The organism is Cellulomonas timonensis, from assembly GCF_900046455.1.
In the GTDB taxonomy this organism is placed as follows: Bacteria; Actinomycetota; Actinomycetes; order Actinomycetales; family Cellulomonadaceae; genus Cellulomonas_A; species Cellulomonas_A timonensis.
On sequence record NZ_FCOT01000013.1, the window covers coordinates 985,666 to 1,005,086 of the forward strand.

The 19,421-nt window shown below is 74.0% G+C and carries 13 protein-coding genes; 2 read left to right on the forward strand and 11 right to left on the reverse strand.

The window, feature by feature from the left end:
• Positions 1-13 precede the first annotated feature (13 nt).
• The 9 genes from BN3788_RS17900 to ctaC all read right to left on the reverse strand — a co-directional run bounded on the left by BN3788_RS17900 (position 14) and on the right by ctaC (position 15,836).
• Positions 14-4,936: a carboxypeptidase regulatory-like domain-containing protein gene (locus BN3788_RS17900; protein ID WP_159066916.1), complete on the reverse strand. Its 4,923-nt coding sequence runs from the start codon at positions 4,934-4,936 to the stop codon at positions 14-16.
• A 289-nt stretch (positions 4,937-5,225) separates the two neighbouring features.
• Entirely contained in the window at positions 5,226-8,741 is a 3,516-nt protein-coding gene (locus BN3788_RS17905) for a carboxypeptidase-like regulatory domain-containing protein (protein ID WP_066589128.1), read from the reverse strand.
• Position 8,742: 1 nt separating this feature from the next.
• Positions 8,743-10,932 (reverse strand): carboxypeptidase regulatory-like domain-containing protein, encoded by a 2,190-nt coding sequence (locus BN3788_RS17910; protein ID WP_147525167.1) that lies wholly within the window; start codon positions 10,930-10,932, stop codon positions 8,743-8,745.
• Between the two features lie 7 nt (positions 10,933-10,939).
• Positions 10,940-11,605: a DUF4255 domain-containing protein gene (locus BN3788_RS17915; RefSeq protein WP_066589135.1), complete on the reverse strand. Its 666-nt coding sequence runs from the start codon at positions 11,603-11,605 to the stop codon at positions 10,940-10,942.
• A gap of 158 nt (positions 11,606-11,763) precedes the next feature.
• Positions 11,764-12,135 (reverse strand): DUF4280 domain-containing protein, encoded by a 372-nt coding sequence (locus tag BN3788_RS17920; RefSeq protein WP_234346713.1) that lies wholly within the window; start codon positions 12,133-12,135, stop codon positions 11,764-11,766.
• A gap of 21 nt (positions 12,136-12,156) precedes the next feature.
• Entirely contained in the window at positions 12,157-12,645 is a 489-nt protein-coding gene (locus BN3788_RS17925) for a septum formation family protein (RefSeq protein WP_147525168.1), read from the reverse strand.
• A 91-nt stretch (positions 12,646-12,736) separates the two neighbouring features.
• Positions 12,737-13,135 carry a cytochrome c oxidase subunit 4 gene (locus tag BN3788_RS17930; protein WP_066589145.1) on the reverse strand — a complete coding sequence of 133 codons (399 nt, stop codon included), beginning with the start codon at positions 13,133-13,135 and terminating at the stop codon, positions 12,737-12,739.
• A complete protein-coding gene (gene ctaD / locus BN3788_RS17935; protein ID WP_066589148.1) occupies positions 13,132-14,943 on the reverse strand; it encodes an aa3-type cytochrome oxidase subunit I in 1,812 nt (603 codons plus the stop codon). Before ctaD ends, BN3788_RS17930 begins: the two co-directional genes overlap by 4 nt.
• Positions 14,943-15,836 (reverse strand): aa3-type cytochrome oxidase subunit II, encoded by an 894-nt coding sequence (gene ctaC / locus BN3788_RS17940; protein ID WP_066589154.1) that lies wholly within the window; start codon positions 15,834-15,836, stop codon positions 14,943-14,945. The genes ctaD and ctaC overlap by 1 nt, the downstream gene beginning before the upstream one ends.
• A gap of 314 nt (positions 15,837-16,150) precedes the next feature.
• Between ctaC and BN3788_RS17945 the strand changes: the two genes are divergently transcribed.
• The gene (locus BN3788_RS17945; RefSeq protein WP_082813041.1) at positions 16,151-17,323 is read left to right on the forward strand and encodes a cysteine desulfurase family protein; all 1,173 of its coding nucleotides are present in this window, start codon (positions 16,151-16,153) and stop codon (positions 17,321-17,323) included.
• Positions 17,320-17,565: a sulfurtransferase TusA family protein gene (locus tag BN3788_RS17950; RefSeq protein WP_066589157.1), complete on the forward strand. Its 246-nt coding sequence runs from the start codon at positions 17,320-17,322 to the stop codon at positions 17,563-17,565. The genes BN3788_RS17945 and BN3788_RS17950 overlap by 4 nt, the downstream gene beginning before the upstream one ends.
• Before the next feature lie 152 nt (positions 17,566-17,717).
• Here BN3788_RS17950 and erpA read toward each other — a convergent pair whose 3' ends face one another.
• Entirely contained in the window at positions 17,718-18,068 is a 351-nt protein-coding gene (gene erpA, locus BN3788_RS17955; RefSeq protein ID WP_066589160.1) for an iron-sulfur cluster insertion protein ErpA, read from the reverse strand.
• A 124-nt stretch (positions 18,069-18,192) separates the two neighbouring features.
• Positions 18,193-19,389 carry a glycerate kinase family protein gene (locus BN3788_RS17960; RefSeq protein WP_066589162.1) on the reverse strand — a complete coding sequence of 399 codons (1,197 nt, stop codon included), beginning with the start codon at positions 19,387-19,389 and terminating at the stop codon, positions 18,193-18,195.
• Positions 19,390-19,421 lie beyond the last annotated feature (32 nt).

Here is a 19,421-nt window from a genome sequence, read left to right on the forward strand (position 1 = left end):
GCACCCCGTCAGCTCAGCTGACGGCCACCTGCGCCGCGCCCCTCGACCCGGCGGTCTCGGCGTTGCCTGCCGCCGGGGTGAACGTCGCCGTGTACTCCCGGCTCGGCGGGCCGGCCGCCGGGGGCGTGCACGTGAGCACGGCCTGCCCGGCGGTGACGGTGACGCTGGCCGGCGCGGCGCAACCCGAGCCGGTGAACGCCACGGTCCCGGCGGTGCTCCCCTGGCTCGTCACCGTGGCCGTCAACGTCACGGCGCCGCCGCCCGCCACAGTGGTGGGACTGGCGGAGAGCGCCGTGGCGCTGGGGGCCCGCAGCGTCGGCTGCGTGGACGCCGACGAGCCCACGTACGCCGCCGTGCCGCTGTACGACGCCCCCAGTGCCACCGACCCGAGCGGCAGGTCAGCGCCCGGCACGTAGCCGGACAGCACCGCCGCCCCGCTGCCCGTCGACACCGGCACGGTCCCCACCGCGACGCCGTTCACGGTGAACGTGACAGTGCCGCCGTCCGGCGCCGGTGTCACAGTCGCCCGCAGGTCGGCCGCCTCGCCGACGACGAGCGCAGTCGGGGCGGTGATGGCGATCGACGTCGCGGCCAGCGCCCGCTCCACCTCGAAGGCGGCGAGCACGTCCGTGGCGCCCGCGCCGATGGCCCGGCTCGTCGGGCTGACCGTCCACGGCCCGCTCGGCGCCACGGCCGTCACCGTGCCCGCCCCCTGGCGGAAGTACACGGTCACGACGCCGCCGTTGACGGGGGCCTGCTCGGTCAGCGTGCCGCCATGGGCTGCCGCCACGGTGAGCGTCACCGCCTGCGGCGGGTTCGCGTCGGCGCTCGTGACGCGCAGGCGCACGCGGACCTCGTCCACCGGGATCGTCACCGAGTCGGCGGACGCCCCCACCTGCGCAGACCACACCCCGTGGTGCCCTGACGGCCCGCTAGCATGCGCCGTCCACTGCCCCTCGGGCACCTGGTTGAACGTGGTGGTGTAGGAGGTCGTCGAGCCGACGCGCACCACGGGCTGTGCCGCGAGGGCGAGCTGGCCACTGCCGGCGTCAGGCTCGAGCGAGACGAGCGCGCCGGTCAGGTCGAAGCCGTTGACGGCCTCCACCGTGACCTTCACCTGGCGCGCGTCGGCGTACAGCGTGAGGTCCACGGAGACGGACTGCCCGCCGCGCACCGTCAACGCCCGGTTCGTGGCTCCGTAGCCCGCGCGCTCCACCGACAGCACATAGGAGCCGTCGGCGACGGTGAGGAAGACGAAGGCGCCGCTGCTGGTGGCGGTGCTGGCCATGGGGGCGCCGTCCCGCAGCAGCGTGACGGTGGCGCCGGTGAGCGGCGTGGCCGCCGACGACCCCGACTGCCCGGAGACCATGCCCTGCACCGTGTTGGCGCGGGCCGCGACCGGCACGCTCACCTGTGTGGTGACCCCTGCGCCCACCGTCACCGTCACGGTGAGCGGCGCGAAGTTCCCGCCCGCCACGTCCAGCGTGTAGGCGCCCGGCTCCAACTGGGTGAAGCCATAGCGCCCCGGCACCTGGGAGCACAGCGAGCTGCTCGGGGACGACGCCTCACAGGAGGTGCTCACGATGGTGCTGGAGTGCAGCAGCCGCACCGTCAGCCCGTCGACGCCCGCGCCGGTGACGGGGTCGTAGACGTCGACGAGCAGCGCGACGCGATCAGCCGACATCGTCACGTCGAGTGTGACGGGCGACAGCGCGCCCGCGGTGATCGTCACGGGCACGCTGGCGCCGGAGTACGTCGGGGTGTACCCGGTGAGCGCGGCGGTGACCCGCCACGTCCCGGCGCTCAGGCCCTGCACCACTGTGGTGCCGGTGAGCCGGTAGGCGCCCGTGGCGTCGGTGGTGGTGGTGAACACCTGATCAGACGCGGCCGACGTGGCGGTGATGACGACGCCGGGCAGCGCCCGCAAGGACCCGCCGATCGAGACCTGCACCGTTCCGGCGATGGCGCCCAGCCGGGCCACCTGCACCTCGGCCGGCGTCGCCGTCGTCTGCCCGGGGCCCACCTGCACCACGCCGGTGGTGAACGCGTGCCCGGCGGCCCGCACGTTCACGGAGTACCTGCCGCTGGGCAGCTCGCCGAAGTCGGCCCAATGCGTGCCCGGCGACGCGGTGACGGTGACGTCAGTGGCGCCGGGCCGGGTGAGGGTCACGACGGGGTCGATCACCGGGTCGCTCGACCCGGCGCGGACCACGGCGACGCGCAGCTCGCCCTGGCGCACCAACGGCATCGTCAGCACCGCCGGCTGGCCGGGCCGGAACTCGACGGTGGCGGTGTGCGTGTCATAGCCGGGCAGCGACACCTGGACCCGGTACTCCCCGGGCCGTGCCAGGGTGGCGCTGCCCCCGGTGGCCGTGTCCGCGGGCTGGTTCAGGTCCCGCCACACCAGCACCCCAGCGCTGTTCGACGTCAGGCGCACGCTGCCGACGCCGGGCGGCGTGGACAGGACCTCGAGGGTCGCGGCGCTGAGGTCCACGGAGCCGTCGACACCCGTGAGCGTCCCCGAGAAGCGCTGGCCGCTCGGCTGCACCTCGAGCGGGACGGCCACCACGTCGTCGATCGTCGTGGAGGCGCGGCTGAGCCCCTGGTACGCGCCGGCGGGGTCGACGACCTCCACGGAGATGGTGTCCGCGACGAGCGGCAGCTCGGCGGTGGGCACCGCATGCGGCGTGGTGTCCGGCACGGCCACGATGCGGAACTCGCCCGTGGGACCGGTGGTGACGGTCGCCGAGGAGCGCTGCGGCACCAGCCCGGCGTAGCCGACGATGCCGGTGACCTTCACCTGGACGCCGCGGACCGGGCTGGCGCTGCCGACGGCGAGCTGTGCGATCACCCGGCCCTGGAACTCGCGGCCGCTGCGCGTCAGCACCATCTGGGAGGCGAGCTCCTGGTTGTGGTTGACGGAGATCTGCACGGTGGAGCCGGACACAGCCGTGCCGCCGGACCCATTCGACCAGGTCACGTCGAACCGGTAGGACCCGGGTTCGAGCGCCCGCGCCAGCACCTGCCCCTGGGCGTCCGTGGCCAGCGGGGCCAGCGGCGTCGACGGGCCCGAGGGGGTCGCCGAGAAGTGCGGCACGACTGTCGCGGCGTCGGCGGCGACCAGCGCGCCCGCGCCCTCGTCCGCCAGCACCGACAGCAGGACCCGGCCCAGCCGGTCGAGGGTGTGGTCGAGGCGCCGCACCTCGCCCGCCGCGAGCACCACAGCAGTGGGCGCGGGCGCGCGGTACTCGGCGTCGGCGGACTCCACCCACACCGAGTAGCCGCCGCTGACCAGGCGCGCGACCTCATAGGCCCCGTTCAGCCCGATCGCCGCGCAGCGCGCCGACGCGCCGGCCACCGGGGAGGTGATGACGCAGGTCGGCGTGCCGTCGGGCGCGGAGCCGAAGCCGCAGTGGGCGACGTCGACGTCGGCGGGGGTGAGCCCGGCCGACGCGACGATGACGCATGACCCCGCGGGGACCGCGCCGACCCGCGCCTGCACGGCGCCGATGACGGACGGCGACGGCAGCAGGGCGGCCTGCGCGGCGCGGACCGTCTGGCCCATCGGCGCCTCCACGTCCACGCGCTGCGGCTCGTAGCCGGGCGCCGAGACGGTGAGGGTGTACAGCCCGGGGAGCAGCCCCTCGCTCCCCGCCGGGGGGATCGTGTACTCGAGGCTGGGCGCCGACGTCGCGGTGACCGTCTCGGTGGTCCCGTCCAGGCGTTGGCGCTGCAGCTCGACAGTGACCACGCAGTCCGCGACGGGCAGGTCGGGGCACGTGACGACGCTGCCCGTGCGGGCGTCGCTGACGCGCCCGCGCACGAACGTGGACGCCTCGAGGCCGTCGCCGTCCACCGGGGTGAGCACCAGGTCGGCGTCGCTGGCCTGGCCAGCGGTGACAGTCACCTGGGCGTGCCCGGTGACGTGGCCGAACAGCTCGGCGCTGACCACGTAGTCGCCCGGCTCGACGCCGTTGAGCCGGAACGAGCCATGCGCGTCCGACGTGCTCATCGTCTTGTAGGTGTGCGTGCCGTTGCTGACCGTGATCCCGGCGCCTGCGAGGCCGCCGCCCGCCGGGTCGACGAGAGTGCCCTGCACCACCCCGCTGGACAGGGTCAGCTGGGCGTCGAGGCTGGCCTGTGACACGCCCTCCGCCAGGGTGACCTCCTGGGACTGGCGGGTGTGCCCCGGCCCCTCGAACGTCACGGTGTACACGCCAGGCGACGGCAGGTCGGCCAGGGTGTAGGCGCCGACGGGGCCGTCGGTGACGGTGGACGCCACGCGCACGATGCCGCCGCCGTCGGTCGCGGTGACCGTCACGCCCCCGAGCCCGCCGACGGCGCCGAGCACGTCGGGTCCGGTCACCGTGCCGCCCAGGGCCGCGACGCCGCTCAGCAGCCCGAGGTCCACCACCGCCGCGCCATCCGGGTCGAGGCGCACGAGGGCGGACTGCGCACCGAGCCCGTCCGCGGTGACGGTGACGAGGTACGCGCTCGGGGTGGAGAGCCCCTCGACGCTCCACCGCCCGACCGCGCCGGTGGTGCTCGTGCTCGTGGAGACCGTCGTGACGCCATCGGTGATGGTGACCTGCGCGCCGCCCGTGGGGCCGCCCGGGCCCGTCACCAGGCCCTCGAGCCGCCCGGATCCGGCCACGAGCTCGATCTCCAGCGCCCGCGCGGCAGCCTCTGCGCCCGTCATGACCAGGCGCTGCGTCTGGTAGCCCGCCTTGGCGAAGGTGATGAGGTAGTACGCGTCGGCGGACAGGTCCGCGAACGCCCAGGTGCCGTCATCCGCCGAGCGGGTGGTCCGCGCGTCCGCGAGGGCGCCCGTCCGGCTCAGCGACAGGGCCTGGGCGGGGGTCTTGCCGACCGCGCCCGACACGCCCGACGACCCACCGCCGCCGCGGCCCGCCTCTGCGGGAGCCGTTCGCGCCACAGGGGACGCCACCGCACGCCCGAGGCCCGACGACACACGCCCGCGCCTCTTCTACCCACCTGACCCTCCCCACCACCCTACGCGGCCTGACACGCGAGACGGCGTGCCCTGCATTCCAAGCAAAAGGCGGCATACGAGATTTCTGCCTGTCTCGTGGGCTCGGGGGTGTTTATAAGAGACGGGCCCTGACGGCCCCGACTCGGCGGTCACGCCCGCCCCGCCACCGCCGGATGCGGAGCCCGCGAGCACACTGATCGGTCGGATGCCGATCTGCACGCCGGACGGCGCGTCACCCCGCACCACGCCGCCGACCCGGATGCCGCTCGACACGGAGCCCGCGCCCGCGCCTGGCTGCTCCCCGCCGGTCCCGGCGTCGCCGCCGGAGCCGCCGGTGCCGCCCCCCGCGCCAGGCGCGCCCGCGGCTGGCGCGTCGCCCTCGCCCGCGACGACCTGCTCGGCGGCGGCGGGCTGCCGATCGCTCTCGCGCGAGGTCAGCCACGGCACGGCCGTGACTAGGCCGCCGGCCCACAGCGCCACGACGAGCAGCAGGGACAACGCCCGGATCAGCCCGCCGGACAGCAGCGGCCGCGAGGTGAGCGTGCCGTGGAAGCGCGCGGGCGCCTGCCGGCCGCGGCCCTCGACCGCGTAGGCGATCTGGTTGCGGTGCCCCACGACGCTGGGGCGGCCCACCACGAGCCGCCCGGCGACCCGGGCCGTGCGATGCGGGCCGACGGTGAGGGACGAGCTCGGCAGCACGAACCGCATGCCCTTGCCCGCCCGGGCGCTCAGGCCCACGTCGACGGCGCGGTCGCCCGTGTTGGTGACGACGACGCTCACACGTCGGGAGAACACCGCGCGAGCGGACGCGGGCTCGACGGACAGCACGAGCTCGCCAGGCGCGTCCACCTCGAGGTCGGCGTCCGTGGCGACCTGCCCGGGCCGCGAGCCATCGGCGGCCTCGACCACGACGACGAACGGGTACCTGCCGGGGACGGCGCCCGGGGTGGGCACAGCCACGAGCTCGACGCTCACCGTCTCGTCGGGCCCGGCGGGCGGTGTCGTGACCGGATCGGGCAGCCAGCCGGCGTCGAGCCCGACGGCGCGCACCACCATCGTCAGCGGGGCCGCCGTCAGGTTGCGCACGTGCACCGTGACCACTGCCGGGCCGCCTGCGGGCGCATGCGCGCCGGGCTCGACGAGCACGCTCATGGGCGCGCTCGGGCGCGGGGCTCGGGAGGGCGATGTCGACGACGAGGGCCTGGCTGTTGAGCACTGTGGTGACGGCGGAGGTCGCGGCGGGCGGACCCGACGCGCTCATCCGCACCTCGACGAGGTAGTGCTGCGGGGCCTCCACCTCGGCGAAGGCGTAGGTCCCGCCCGTGCCGGTGGTGGTGCTGGCGACCGGCCCAGCGGCGGTGCCGTAGTCGGTCGCCCGGTACAGGTTGACGACGACGCCCACCGCGCCGACACCGGCCTGGGTGACCTTGCCGCGCACGCTCGCGGGGCTGGCCAAGGTGGCGTCGAGCACCGCGGACTGGCCCGCGACCAGCGTCACGATGCTCGAGGTGGAGGCCGTCGACGACCGGGAGAACGTGACGGTGTAGGTGCCGGGAGGCAACGCGTCCACCGCGTACCGGCCCCGCATGGCAGCGGGGGTCGAGGCGGTGGTGACCTGGTACTGCGCGCTCCCTGAGGACAGCGTCACCGTGACGTTGGGCGCGGGCCCGGTCACCACGCCCTGCTCGTCGGTCTGCGAGGCCGTGCCGGTGAGCTGGGCGGTGGAGGCCCGCATCGTGGCGTTCACCTGGTCCGCTCGCGGGGCTCCCGAGGCGACGCCCCCGTGGGCGTCGAGGCTCACCGAGACGACCTGCGACGCGAGGTCCGCGCGGGTGAACGTCACGGTGTACGAGCCGGGGATCGCGAGGCCGGAGACGGACCACGCGCCCACGTCGGCAGTCGACTGGCTCACCGTCTGCCAGGTGCGCGACCCGTCGCTAACGGTCACGCCCACCCCGCCGCCACGCAGGCTGGCCGGGGTGGCGCTGACGGTGCCGCCGAGCCGCCCCGAGTCGACCCCGAGGCTCGCCGAGACGCCGGTGAGCGCCTGGCCGGCGGCCAGGTCGAGGCTGAGGGTGGCGGACGAGTGGCCCGCCGCCGCGACCACCACGGTGAACGTCGCCGGGGTCGGCAGGTTGCGCAGGGTGAAGGAGCCGACGTCGCCGTCGGTGAGCGTCACGGTGCGCACCGTGACGTCCCCGGCCGTCGCGATCACCGTGGCATCGCCGATCGGCCCCTGGGACCCGACCACCGTCCCGGAGATCGTGCCGTCGCCCTCCAGCAGCCGGATCTCGATGCCGGAGCGCAACTCGCCGGCCGCGACGTCGACGCGCTGCACCTGGGTGCTGAAGCCTGCCTTCGAGACCACGATGTCGTAGACGTTGGGCGAGGGGACGTCCTCGAGCTGGAACGTGCCGTCCGCTCCGACGGGAGCCGTGCGGACGATCGCGCCGGTGGTGGTCCCTGGCGCCGCGCCAGCCAGGTCCTCGGCCTCGATCGGCAGCTCGAGCTGCACAGTGGCGCCCGCCACGTCGGAGCCGATCACCGTGCCGGAGAGCGTCGCGGGCACCCCGCCGAGCAGCACCACGAGGCCGCCCACCGACTCCCCGGCGCCGAGCTGGACGGCTGCGGCGTCCTCGGGCGACGGCGAGGACGGGTACCAGACCTCGCTGAACCCCGCGCCCCGGAACCTGAGCTTGTACTCCCCGGCGGGCAGCTTCGACACCTGGAACGAGCCGTCGTCCCCGGTCGCCGTCGTCGCGAGCGCCTGGGTGAGGTCCGCGGCGTCGAACGCCTCGACCGCGACGCCGGACACCACCCCCTCGGAGGACAGCAGCCGCACCGCGCCCCCGATCGACGACGTCCCGACGGTGGCGCCCTGCTCGCGCGCCTGCGCCACCTGCAGCGCGAGGTCCCGGTCGGCCGCGGACCGGTTCACCACGCTGGTCAGCGCCACGGCGATGACCACGGCGAACACGCTGACCGCCACGAGCAGGCCGAGCAGGGACATGAGCCCGCGGTTGAATCGGGGACGCTGGACCAGCACCCCGATGGCCGCCGGCGGCGTGGCGTCGGACACCACGCCCGGCCCCTGCGCGCGGGCGTCCGCGCCGCCGTCAGGCGCGCCGCCGCGTCCACGACGGCCCGTGGCGACATCGCCGCGCGGATCCGTGACCCGCAGCTCGAACGGGCGCACCGCGGGGCTGCCGAACCAGGGCCGCCGGCCGCGGGCACGCAGCTCTGTGGTGACCTGCTCCCCCGGCGCCAGGGCGAAGGTGTCGGGGGTGAACGCGAATCTGACCTTGCCCTCGGCGTCGGCGCCGATCAGCGAGGACGTCTCCGTGGTGTTGCCGCTGTTCTCGACCACCACGCCGAAGACGCCGCCCCGCCCGCCGGTGACCGTGGCCGGCTCGAGCCGCACCTCCACGCGCGGCGCCCGCGGCACCTCGAGGGTGATGTCCTCGACGTGCGTGAGGCCGCCCTCGCCGAGGGCTGTGACCTGGACGGCCATCTGCCGCTCCCCGGCGGGCACGCCCTCGGGCAGCAGCACCCGCACCTCGGTCTGCTCGGTGGCTCCCGGGAACAGCCGCAGCGTGGGCGCCTCGACAGTCACCCAGCTCGCGTCGGCGCCCAGGAAGCGCACCGTCGCGCCGGCGATCACCTCGGAGGTGTTCGTCACGGCGACCGTCAGGACGGTCTCCTGGCCGGGGTGCGCCACCGCCCTGCGCGGCTCCGTCACCACACGCATGTCAGCTCCCCGCCACGAGGTCGAGGTCTTGGGAGGCGACGCCGCCGGCGGTGACCGTGACCAGCGACGTGGCGACCACCTGCGCTCCCTGCAGCACGCGCACCGTGTAGCGGCGCGGCTCGAGCGAGCCCACGGTGTACACGCCGGTGCCGCTGGCCGACGTGGTGCGCCACGTCTGCCTCCCGTCGGTCACCTCGACGCTGGCGCCGCCCACTGCCGCGCCGCCGCTCAGCACGCGGCCGGAGACCGCGCCCACCGCCGACGTCAGGGTGACGCGCACCGGCGCCGATCCCCCATCGGCGCCCACCACGACCGGCGCCGTCACCGCGGCGTGCCCAGCGAGCTCGACGGTCACCGTGTAAGAGCCGGCGCCTGCCAGGCCGGTCAACTGGAACGCGCCCACATCGCCCTGGGTGAGCGTCGTGACGACCGCCGCCGTCGCGGATCCGCCGAGTCGCACGGTGGCGCCGCCCAGCCCAGCCCCCGCCGCGTCGGTGACCTTGCCGGTGATCGTCCCCGCGCCCGCGCGCAGCACGACGTCCGCCCCGGTGCGCTGCTCCCCTGGGCCGAGGTCGACGACGAGGGTGCGGGAGGCGTGGCCGTCCTTCGCGAACGTGAGCACGTAGGTTCCGGGGGTGGGCAGCCCCGTCAAGACGTATGCGCCCACCGTGCCCGTGGTCGGGGTGCCCACCTCGAGCGTCTTGCCGTCGACGGTGGTGCTCACCGCGACGCCACCCAGCCCGCCGCGTCCGTCCGTGACCCGGCCGGCGATCTGCCCGGAGCCCGCCCCGAGCCGCACGTCCATCACGAACCGCTCCTGGCCGCCGAGCACGCGCTCGGCGAGCGTGGTCGGCGCGTATCCCTCGGCGCTGAACGTCACCTCGTAGGAGCCCGGCGCGGGCAGGCCCGCGAGCACGTAGGAGCCGTCGGCGCCTGCCGTGGCCTCCCACGGCGACAGCGCCTCGCCGCCCGCCCACGTGGGCCGGGCGGTCACGGTGACGACCTCGTCGTCGTCCGCGAGGGTGACGGTGCCCCGCAGCACCGCCTCATGTCCCGCGATCACGGCGTCCACGCCCTCGGTCACCTCGCCCGCCCTGGCGCGCACTGCGTCGGAGCCCTCCAGCGCGGCGGCCTGCGGGTACCAGACGTCGTCATAGCCCTCGGCGCTGAACCGCAGGTGGTAGGAGCCGGGCAGCAGCCCCGCCACGCTGTAGCCGCCGTCCGCCTGCGTGGCGGCCGAGCTGACCACCACGGGCCCGTCCCGCCCTTGGCGGACCACCTCGACGGTGATCCGCCCGACGCCCGTGGGGTCGACAGCGCCCCGCACCTGCCCGCTCAGCACTCCCCCGACGCCCGCGGCCACGGCCCCGTCCTTCGGCACAGCGCCTGCCACGCCTCCCGCGGAGCCCTCGGCGGGGCCGGACGCGGCGAAGAACGACGCTGGCGCGACCCGGGTCAGCGGGTCCTGGCCGAGCACCGCCCGGATGCCCAGCAGTGACACCGCCGCCCACATGCCGACGATCGCGACGAGGGTGAGCGTCGTCAGCAGGCCCCGGCCGATCAACGGGCGCTGGCGCAGCACGAGCGGCACCGTCGCCTGCTGCTCGGCCGCCGTCGCCTCCAACCGCAACGCCCGGTCGCGGTCGGATCCCACCAGGTGGCGCGGCCCGCGCACCTCCACCGTGCAGCGGGCCCGCTCACCGGGCGCCACCGAGACGCTCGATGGCGTGACCTTCGCCCGCAGGCTGCGGTCCGCGTCGTCCGCCCGCAGCGCCACGTCGAGCAGGACGTTGCCCTTGTTGACCACGTCGACGGCGAACTCGGCCGTGCGCCACGCCCGCGCGACCGCGGGGTCGGCCTCCATCGCCAGAACCGGGCGGACCCCGACCACCACGAGGACCTCATGGGCCCCCGCCACGACGGCCGCGTCGTTGCCGGTGACGAGCAGCGCGAGGGGGTGGGCGCCCGCCGGGAAGTCAGCGGGCACGTCCACCACGGCGGTGACTGTCCCGGACGCGTCAGGGAAGAGCGCGACCCGCTCGGGGCGCGCGTGGGCGAACGCCTCCAGGGAGCCGCGCGCGCGAAGGCCGACGCCCTCGATCACCCGGCCGGTGTTGACCACGTCCAGCGGGATCTCGGCGCTCGACCCAGGCGCGACCTCGACCCGGTCGACAGCACACAGCACCCTCATCCGACGGTCACGTGGTCCCGGTGCCGTCGGCGTCCCGCACCAGGCCGGAGCCCTCCCGGCGGATGCCGGAGCCCATGCGCGCGGCAGCGGCGGGCGCGGCGGGCGCGGCGGCCCCGCCCCGCGGGGTGGCGACCGCGGAGCCGGCCACCGACGTGACGGCCGGAGGCGCCGCCTCCCAGTCGAAGGCGTCGCCCGCGACGGTGACCATCAGCAGGAAGCTCGCCCGCAGCTGCCCGCCGAGCGAGCCCCACAGGTCACGCGGCCGGTTGCCCTGGTCCTGCACGACGGCGAGCTGCACCCCCGAGGCCAACGGGGCTGGCAGGTACTGCGGCGGCAGCACCTGGTGGGCGAGCACCCGCGACATCACGTCGCCGAGCAACTGGTGCTCATCACGGACCACGCTCGCCCAGGCGCTCACCAAGTAGTCGAGCTGCACCATCGGCAGTGGGGCCCGCTGCTGCGCACCAGATCCGGTGGCCCGGGCGGCGGCGGGTCGCGGCGGTTGCGCGCTCCGGCTGATCCCGTAGAGGAACGCGTTGACGGTGATGCGGTTCACCTGCGACGACCAGCTCGACGCCGGCGTCTCGAAGGACACGTCGCCCACCTCGCGCGGCAGCGGCAGCGTGGCGCGCCAGAACGCCTCCAAGCCGTCCTCGACCGTGGGGATCAGCAACAGACTTCTCCTCCATCGAGCCATGACCAGGTGGGCGCTCCTGCCCGCGGTGGCTGCGGGCACACGGGGGCGCACGGGCTTGCCGAGGCTATGCGGCGGGTCCGCCGCCGCTCTTCGGTAATCGCTACGCAACTTGCCCGGGGCGCTGCCGGCGGCCCTCAGGTCGTGGTGCGGACCGATCCCGGCATCACGATCTGGATGCCCCCGCCGAACGCGCAGGCGCAGGTGGTCCCGGCCACGAGCGCAGGCGAGCCGCCGATCAGCACCGTCGGCGAGCCCCCGGCCCAGGGGGTGGTCACGGGCGTGCAGGGCATGGGGGTGAGCACGCCCAGCGCCGCGCTGGTGGCCGCGGCCACGGCGGGGTTGGCCAGGCTCATGCACATCGCGAACGGCGGGATGTTGACGAAGGGCGTCGCGTCGATGATCGTCGCCGCCGGCTTCCCCTCGACCATGACGCGCTTGACGGGCAGCACCTGCATCGTCGCGGGGGCCACGCCGAACGAGCACATGAGCATCGCTGTCGACGCCACCTGGGGCCTGCCCACGGCGCGTCAGGCCTGCGTGCCGCGCACGGACGCGGTCAGCTGGGCGCCCGTGGTGGTCACCAGGCAGGTGATGTCGCGGTCCTCGCCCTGGGACCACCCGCGCGCGGAGGGCAGCAGGTAGGTGAAGAACAGGTCGGAGTCGCGATAGTCGACGCCGATGTACCCCTCGAACTCCGCGACGCAGGCGCCGTCCGCGTAGGCGGCCAGTTGCGCGTCGCCGGGGAAGTCGGCATCGGCCGGCTCGTAGCCGGCCACCGCGAACACCTCGAGGGTGTGCTCGCGCTCGCAGGACACCCGCTCGACCTCGGTCAGCTCGGCGGTGACCTCGGCGGGTGTGCGCAGGCAGTCGCCCACCGCCAGGTCGAACACCTCGACCATGTCGCCGGTGTCCTCGTCCCCGCCGAACCAGGCGCAGCCGCCGAGCAGTGGGAGCACGAGCGCTCCCGCGAGGGCGGCGACACCTCCCCGCCGACCTGCCCGCCTGTCGAGTCCCACGTCCACACCCTCGCTCTGATCCACCACGAGCCCCCACGCTAGGCGCGTGGGGGCTCGTGGGTCTTGCGTAGTCGTTGCTGAGATCGGCAGGTCAGTGGGCGTGCTGGCCGCGGGAGAACTCGAACACCCAGCCCACCAGTCCGATGACGGCGAACGCGGCGCCGATGTAGGCGATCCACCAACCGGCGGCCATGCCCAGGAAGACCAGCGCGGCGGCGCCGGCGATGACCAGCGGCCACCAGCTCCAGGGGCTGAACACGCCCTGGTCACCGGCGCCCTGCTCGATCTCGGCCTCGGGGTCGTCCTCGGGGCGGGGGTCAATGCGGCGCGACAGCAGCAGGAAGTAGCCGCCGATCATCCCGACGAGGGCCGCCACCAGCGGGATGCCGAGCGATCCGATGGGCTCCCAGCCGCTCCACAGCCCGTAGATCAGACCGACGGGAAGGAAGAACGCCACCCCGTAGAGGAAGAGCTTGTACTCGATCTTCATCGCTGGTCCTCCGGCTCGTCGCCCTGGTCCTTCACCTGGGTCGCGGACTGCTCAGGCTCGCTCGCCCCGCGCGCCAGGCGCTCGTCGACGAGCTCGTTCTCCCCGCGCCGGTCGGCGTCGCCCAGGAGCTGGTCGAGAATCCCCGTGTCCGGCTGCGCGCGGTCGAGGGCGGCGATCTCGGGGTGGTGCAGGTCGAACGCGGGGCGCTCGGACCGGATGCGCGGCAACGACGTGAAGTTGTGGCGCGGCGGCGGGCAGCTGGTGGCCCACTCGAGCGAGGCCCCGTAGCCCCACGGGTCGTCCACGGTGACCTTGGGCGCCCGGCGCCAGGTGATGTACACGTTCCACAGGAACGGCAGCGTCGACGCGGCGAGCAGCACCGAGCCCACCGTGGAGAGCTGGTTCATCCAAGTGAACCCGTCCTGCGGGGAGTAGTCGGCATACCGGCGCGGCATGCCCGCCACCCCGAGCCAGTGCTGCACCAGGAACGTCGCGTGGAAGCCGATGAACAGCGTCCAGAAGTGGATCTTGCCGAGGCGCTCGTTGAGCATGCGCCCGGTGAACTTCGGCCACCAGAAGTACAGGCCGGCGAACATCATGAACACCACGGTGCCGAAGACCACATAGTGGAAGTGCGCCACCACGAAGTACGAGTCGGACAGGTGGAAGTCGAGCGCCGGGCTGGACAGGATGATGCCGGTCAGGCCGCCGAAGAGGAACGTCACCATGAACCCGAGGGTCCACAGCATCGGCGTCTCGAAGGTGATCTTCCCCCGCCACATCGTGCCGATCCAGTTGAAGAACTTCACCCCTGTCGGCACCGCGATCAACATGGTCATGAGCGCGAAGAACGGCAGCAGGACCGCGCCGGTGACGTACATGTGGTGCGCCCACACCGTCATCGACAGCGCGGCGATCGCGATGATCGCGTAGACCAGGCCCTTGTAGCCGAACAGCGGCTTGCGGCTGAAGACCGGGATGATCTCCGACGCGATGCCGAAGAACGGCAGGGCGATGATGTAGACCTCGGGATGCCCGAAGAACCAGAACAGGTGCTGCCAGAGCAGCGCTCCCCCATTGTCCGGGTTGAAGACCTGCGCGCCGAGCCGGCGGTCAGCGCCGAGCGCGAACAGTGCCGAGGCCAGGGGCGGGAACGCCATGAGGATCATCAGCGCGGTGATGAGCGTGCCCCAGGTGAACACCGGCATCCGGAACATCGTCATGCCGGGCGCGCGCATCGTGACGATCGTGGTGATGAAGTTGACGGCGCCCAGGATGGTGCCGAAGCCGGTCAGCGCGAGCCCGAACACCCACAGGTCTCCACCGAGCCCTGGCGAGTAGACGGCGTTGGACAGCGGCGCGTAGGCGAACCAGCCGAAGGACGCGGCCCCCTGCGGGGTCACGAAGCCGGCGCACGCGATGACGCCGCCGAACAGGTACAGCCAGTACGCGAACATGTTCAGCCGCGGGAACGCGACGTCGGGCGCGCCGATCTGCAGCGGCATGATGACGTTCGCGAAGCCCGCGAACAGCGGCGTCGCGAACAGCAGCAGCATGATCGTGCCGTGCATCGTGAAGAGCTGGTTGTACTGCTCCTTCGACTGCACGATCTGGATGCCCGGCTCGAAGAGCTCGGCCCGGATCAGCAGCGCGAGCACGCCGCCGAAGCAGAAGAAGAGGAACGACGTGATCAGGTACAGGTACCCGATCGTCTTGTGATCGGTGGAGGTGATCCACTTGACCACGGTCCGCCCGAGTGTCTGGCGGTTCGGGGCCAGGCCGGGGATCGCCTCGGTTGCGGTGGCCATCAGTTGTCAACCTCTTCCGTGGCGCGGGCGGTGTTCGCCACACCGTTCAGGTCCTGCAGGCGGCTGTACTCGAGCCCGAGAGCGCCCGTCTGGCCGGCCTCACGCAGCTCGGCCATGTGCGCGTCGTACTCGTCGCGCTCCACGACCTTGACGTTGAAGAGCATCGAGGAGTGCTCCTCGCCGCACAGCTCGGCGCACTTGCCGACGTACTCGCCGACGCGGGTCGGCACGATCTGGAACAGGTTGGTCCGCCCGGGGAACATGTCCTGCTTGTAGAGGAACGCGGGCACCCAGAAGGAGTGGATGACGTCGCGGGAGTTGAGGACGAACTGCACGCGCTCGTCGACGGGCAGCCACAGCGTCGGCTGCTCGGTGAGGACGCCGTCCAGGCCGATCTCCTGGGCGTGCTGCCCGGTGTCGTAGACGTCGTCGGTGAGGTAGTTGAAGTCCCAGCTCCACTGCTTGCCGACCACCTGCACGGTGAGATCGGACTCCGCCTCGTTGGACTGGATCTCCGACTGGTCGCGCGCGGTGAAGTAGTAGAGGACGCCGACCATGATGATCGGCATGATCACGTACATGACCTCGAGCGGGACGTGGTAGCGCAGCTGCACAGGCAGCCGCTCGTCGTCCTTGCGCTTCCGGTACACGGTGACGCACCACAGGATCAGGCCCCAGGTGATCACCCCGACGGCCAGCGCGGCGATCCACGAGCCGACCCACAGGTTGGTGATCCGCCCGGTCTGGTTCGTCACCTGCCCGTCGGTGTAGCCGGGCAGGAAGCCCCGCTGGGCCTCCGCGGAGCACCCCGCGAGGGCTAGGACGGCGACGGTCACCAGGGCTCCCCACTTCACAGCGGGGCGCCGGTTCCGGCTGGGGTTCTGCGAGCGCACTGGGGACCTCTCACTCACGTCCCGGCCTGGGCCACCACCTCTTCGGGCGGCCTCCACCTGGGACCTTCGTCCTCGACTTGTGCAGCCTAGCGGCAACAATCGCGTTCAGCGTGACCACGGCGCGCTGAAGACGACAACCTGTCAGCACCCGTGGAGGCCCGTCGTCACCGCCTGACGAGGGCTGTGCGGCGCATGCCGAACGGGCAGACCGCGCTACCGTGCCCACGTGACCCCCCACCGCGCGCTCCCCCCGCCCTCTTATACACATCTCCGAGCCCACGAGACAGGCACCAATTTCTCATGCCGATTCTTGCTTGAAAATTAAACTGTCTCTTATACCCCTCTCCTCCCCCCCGCTACTCGGCCTTCTCACCTCTTCCTTCGTCTCCTTTCCCCACCACACCACCTCTACTCCCTTCTTCTGGGCGGATCCCCGGCGGCTGCATTCGGAGGGCCGCCGAGCGCGCCTGCTGCTCGAGGGCGCCCGGGAGGCCATCGCCGGAGCCGTCGGCGCGCGGACCGAGGAGGTGGACCTGTTCGGGTCGCCCACCCTGGCGCTGCACGCGGCGGTGCGCGGGGTGGCGCGCGGTCGGCGGCGGGCGGGCCGCGACGTCGTCGTCTCGGCGGTGGAGCGGGGGGCTGTGCTCGAGGCCGCGACGTTCGCCGCCGCCCAGCCGTGGGGCGCCCCGGGCCGTCGCGTGGACGTGCCGGTGGACCGGCTCGGCCGGGTCGACCTCGACGCGTGGGCCGCGGCGGTCACGGCGCCCGGGGCCGCGCCCGCGGCGCGGCAGCCCGCGAACGGCGAGGTCGGCTCCACGCAGCCGACCGCCGCCGCGCATGAGCTCGCCCGCCGGGCCGGGGTCCCGTTGCTCGTGGACGCCGGCGCCAGCCTCGGCCACCTGCCCGTCGGCGACGCGTGGGACGTGCTCGCGGCAGATCCCGGCGACTGGGGCGCGCCGGGCGGCCTCGGGGGGCTCGTCACCCGCGCGGGCGTGCGCCGGGCGCCCGACTGGCCCGAGGACGAGGACCGCTGGTCCCCCGGGGGCGTCTTCGTCCCCGCTGCCCTCGCCGCCGCGGTGGCGCTGCAGGACGCGCTGCGCACCCGAGCGGAGGCCGACGCGCGCCGCCGCGAGCTGGTGCGGCTCATCCGGGATCGAGTCGCCGCGCAGACGCCGGACGTCGAGGTGGTGGGAGACGCCGAGGACCGGCTCCCGCACGTCGTGACTTTCTCGTGCCTGTACGTGGACGGCGAGGCGCTGGTCGGCGAGCTCGACCGGCTGGGCTTCGCCGTCGGCTCCGGCTCGGCCTGCGCGTCGAGCGCCCTCGAGCCGAGCCACGTGCTGGCCGCGATGGGCGTGCTGACCCACGGGAACGTGCGCCTGGCGCTCCCCCGCGATGTGCGCGCGGACGAGGTGGAGCGGTTCTGCGATGTGCTCCCCGACGCGGTGGCGCGGGTCAGGGAGATGCTCGGGGTGCAGGGGCTGTGAGCGAGCCGGTCACGGTGGACGCGCGCGGACTGCGCTGCCCGCTGCCGGTCATCCGGCTGGCCCGGGTCGCCCGCGACCTGCCCGACGGCGCCACTGTCACCGTGCTGGCCACGGATCCGGCGGCCCGCCACGACGTGCCCGCCTGGGCGCGGATGCGCGGGCACACGATCCTCGCCGTCGAGGACGCCGACGACGGGGTCACCGCCATCTCGGTGCGCCTCGGCGCCGCGCCGACGCCCTGACCGACGCAGAGCTGACCGACACAGCGCCGTGGCGGCCCGACCTTGCCCAACGTCCCGGGCGCACGGAGAGCCCGGCGCCGTGAGGGCGCCGGGCTCTTCGTGGTTCGTGCAAGGCCCCCGCGTCGACAGTCTCGTCGGCGAGGGCGGTGGGCTCAGCCGAACGAGCCGCCGCAGGCGCAGGAGCTGCCGGCGTTCGGGTTGTCGATCGTGAAGCCCTGCTTCTCGATCGTGTCGGCGAAGTCGATCGTCGCGCCGTCCAGGTACGGGACGCTCATCCGGTCGACGACGACCTCGACGCCGTCGTAGTCGCGCAGCGCGTCCCCGTCGAGCACCCGCTCGTCGAAGTAGAGCTGGTAGATCAGGCCCGAGCAGCCGCCGGGCTGCACGGCCACGCGCAGGCGCAGGTCGTCACGGCCCTCCTGCTCGAGCAGGCTGCGGACCTTGTCCGCTGCGACGTCGGTGAGGTTGACGCCGTGCGTCGCGGTCTCGGTGGTCTCGCTCATGGTCTCTCCAGGCCTCGATGAAAGGGTCGAGTGGTCAGGCACTTCCGTCGTGTCGTCAACAGCGCCCTGCGGCAAGTTGTTCCCACCCTACGCCGCACGCCCTAGGACCTTCGTCGCCACGGCGTCACCGCGACCAGGTCTGCGCCACCCGCGCGGCCCGGCGACGGAGCATGCCCGCAGGGTCCGCGAGCGACTCGGCGACCTGGGCGGGGCTCTGCGCCACGGCGTAGGCGCCGGCGATGCCCGCGGCGCCCCACTCCCGGCGGGTGGCGTCCACCTGGCCGGCGATCACGATGGCGGGGACGGCTACCGCCAGGGCGCGCTCGGCGACGGCGGCGACCACCTTGCCGTGCAGCGACTGCCAGTCGAACCGGCCCTCTCCGGTCACCACCACGTCGACGTCGGCGATCTGCTGCGCGAGGCCCACCACGTCGGCGACAAGCGCCGATCCGGGGACCAGGCGCGCGCCGAGCAGCGACAGGCCGAAGCCGAGCCCGCCCGCCGCGCCGGCGCCGGGAGCCGCGGTGAGCCGCGCTGCCTGCGTCCCAGGCCGTGCGGCAGGCGTCCCAGGCCGTGCGAGCAGGTCGGGCCGCAGCGCGTCGCCCAGCTCCCCGACTGCCAGGTGCGCGAAGTGCCCCAGCGCGCGCTCGAGCTCCTGCGCCTGCAGGTCGGTGGCGCCCTTCTGCGCGGCGAATCCCGCGCTCGCGCCGTGCAGGCCCAGCAGGGGCACGTCCACATCGCAGGCGGCCAGGATCTCCACCTCGCGCAGCGCGGAGCGCACGTCCGCCAGGCCCGCAAGGTCCTCGGGGACGGCCTCGCCCAACGCGCCTCCGCCGCCGCCCAGCCGCGAGCCGGCGGGCCCGACGCCGAGCGCCGCGAGCATCCCGGCGCCCGCGTCGTTCGTCGCCGATCCGCCCAGCCCCACCACGACCCGCCGGGCGCCGGCCTCGACAGCCGCGCGGAGCAGCTCGCCGACCCCGGCGGAGGACGTGCGGGTGGGGTCCCGGCGCTCCGGCGGCACCAGGTGCAGGCCCGTGGCGTGCGCCGACTCGACGTAGGCGGTGCGGCCGCCGGGGCCGTCCACCACGAGGATGGCGGCGGGGACGGGCTCGCCCAGCGGGGATCCGACGGTCACCGACAGCAGCTCGCCGCCCAGGTGGGCGCGGAGCGTGTCGAGGAAGCCGGGGCCGCCGTCGGCGAGCGGGCAGCGGATGAGCGTGTCGCCCGGGGCGGCCTGCGCCCAGCCCTCGCTGATCGCGTCGACGGCCTGCTCCGCCGTCAGGGTGTCGCCGAAGCCGTCCGGGGCGATGAGCACGCGCATCGGGCGATGATGGCACGCCGGGCCGCCCGAGC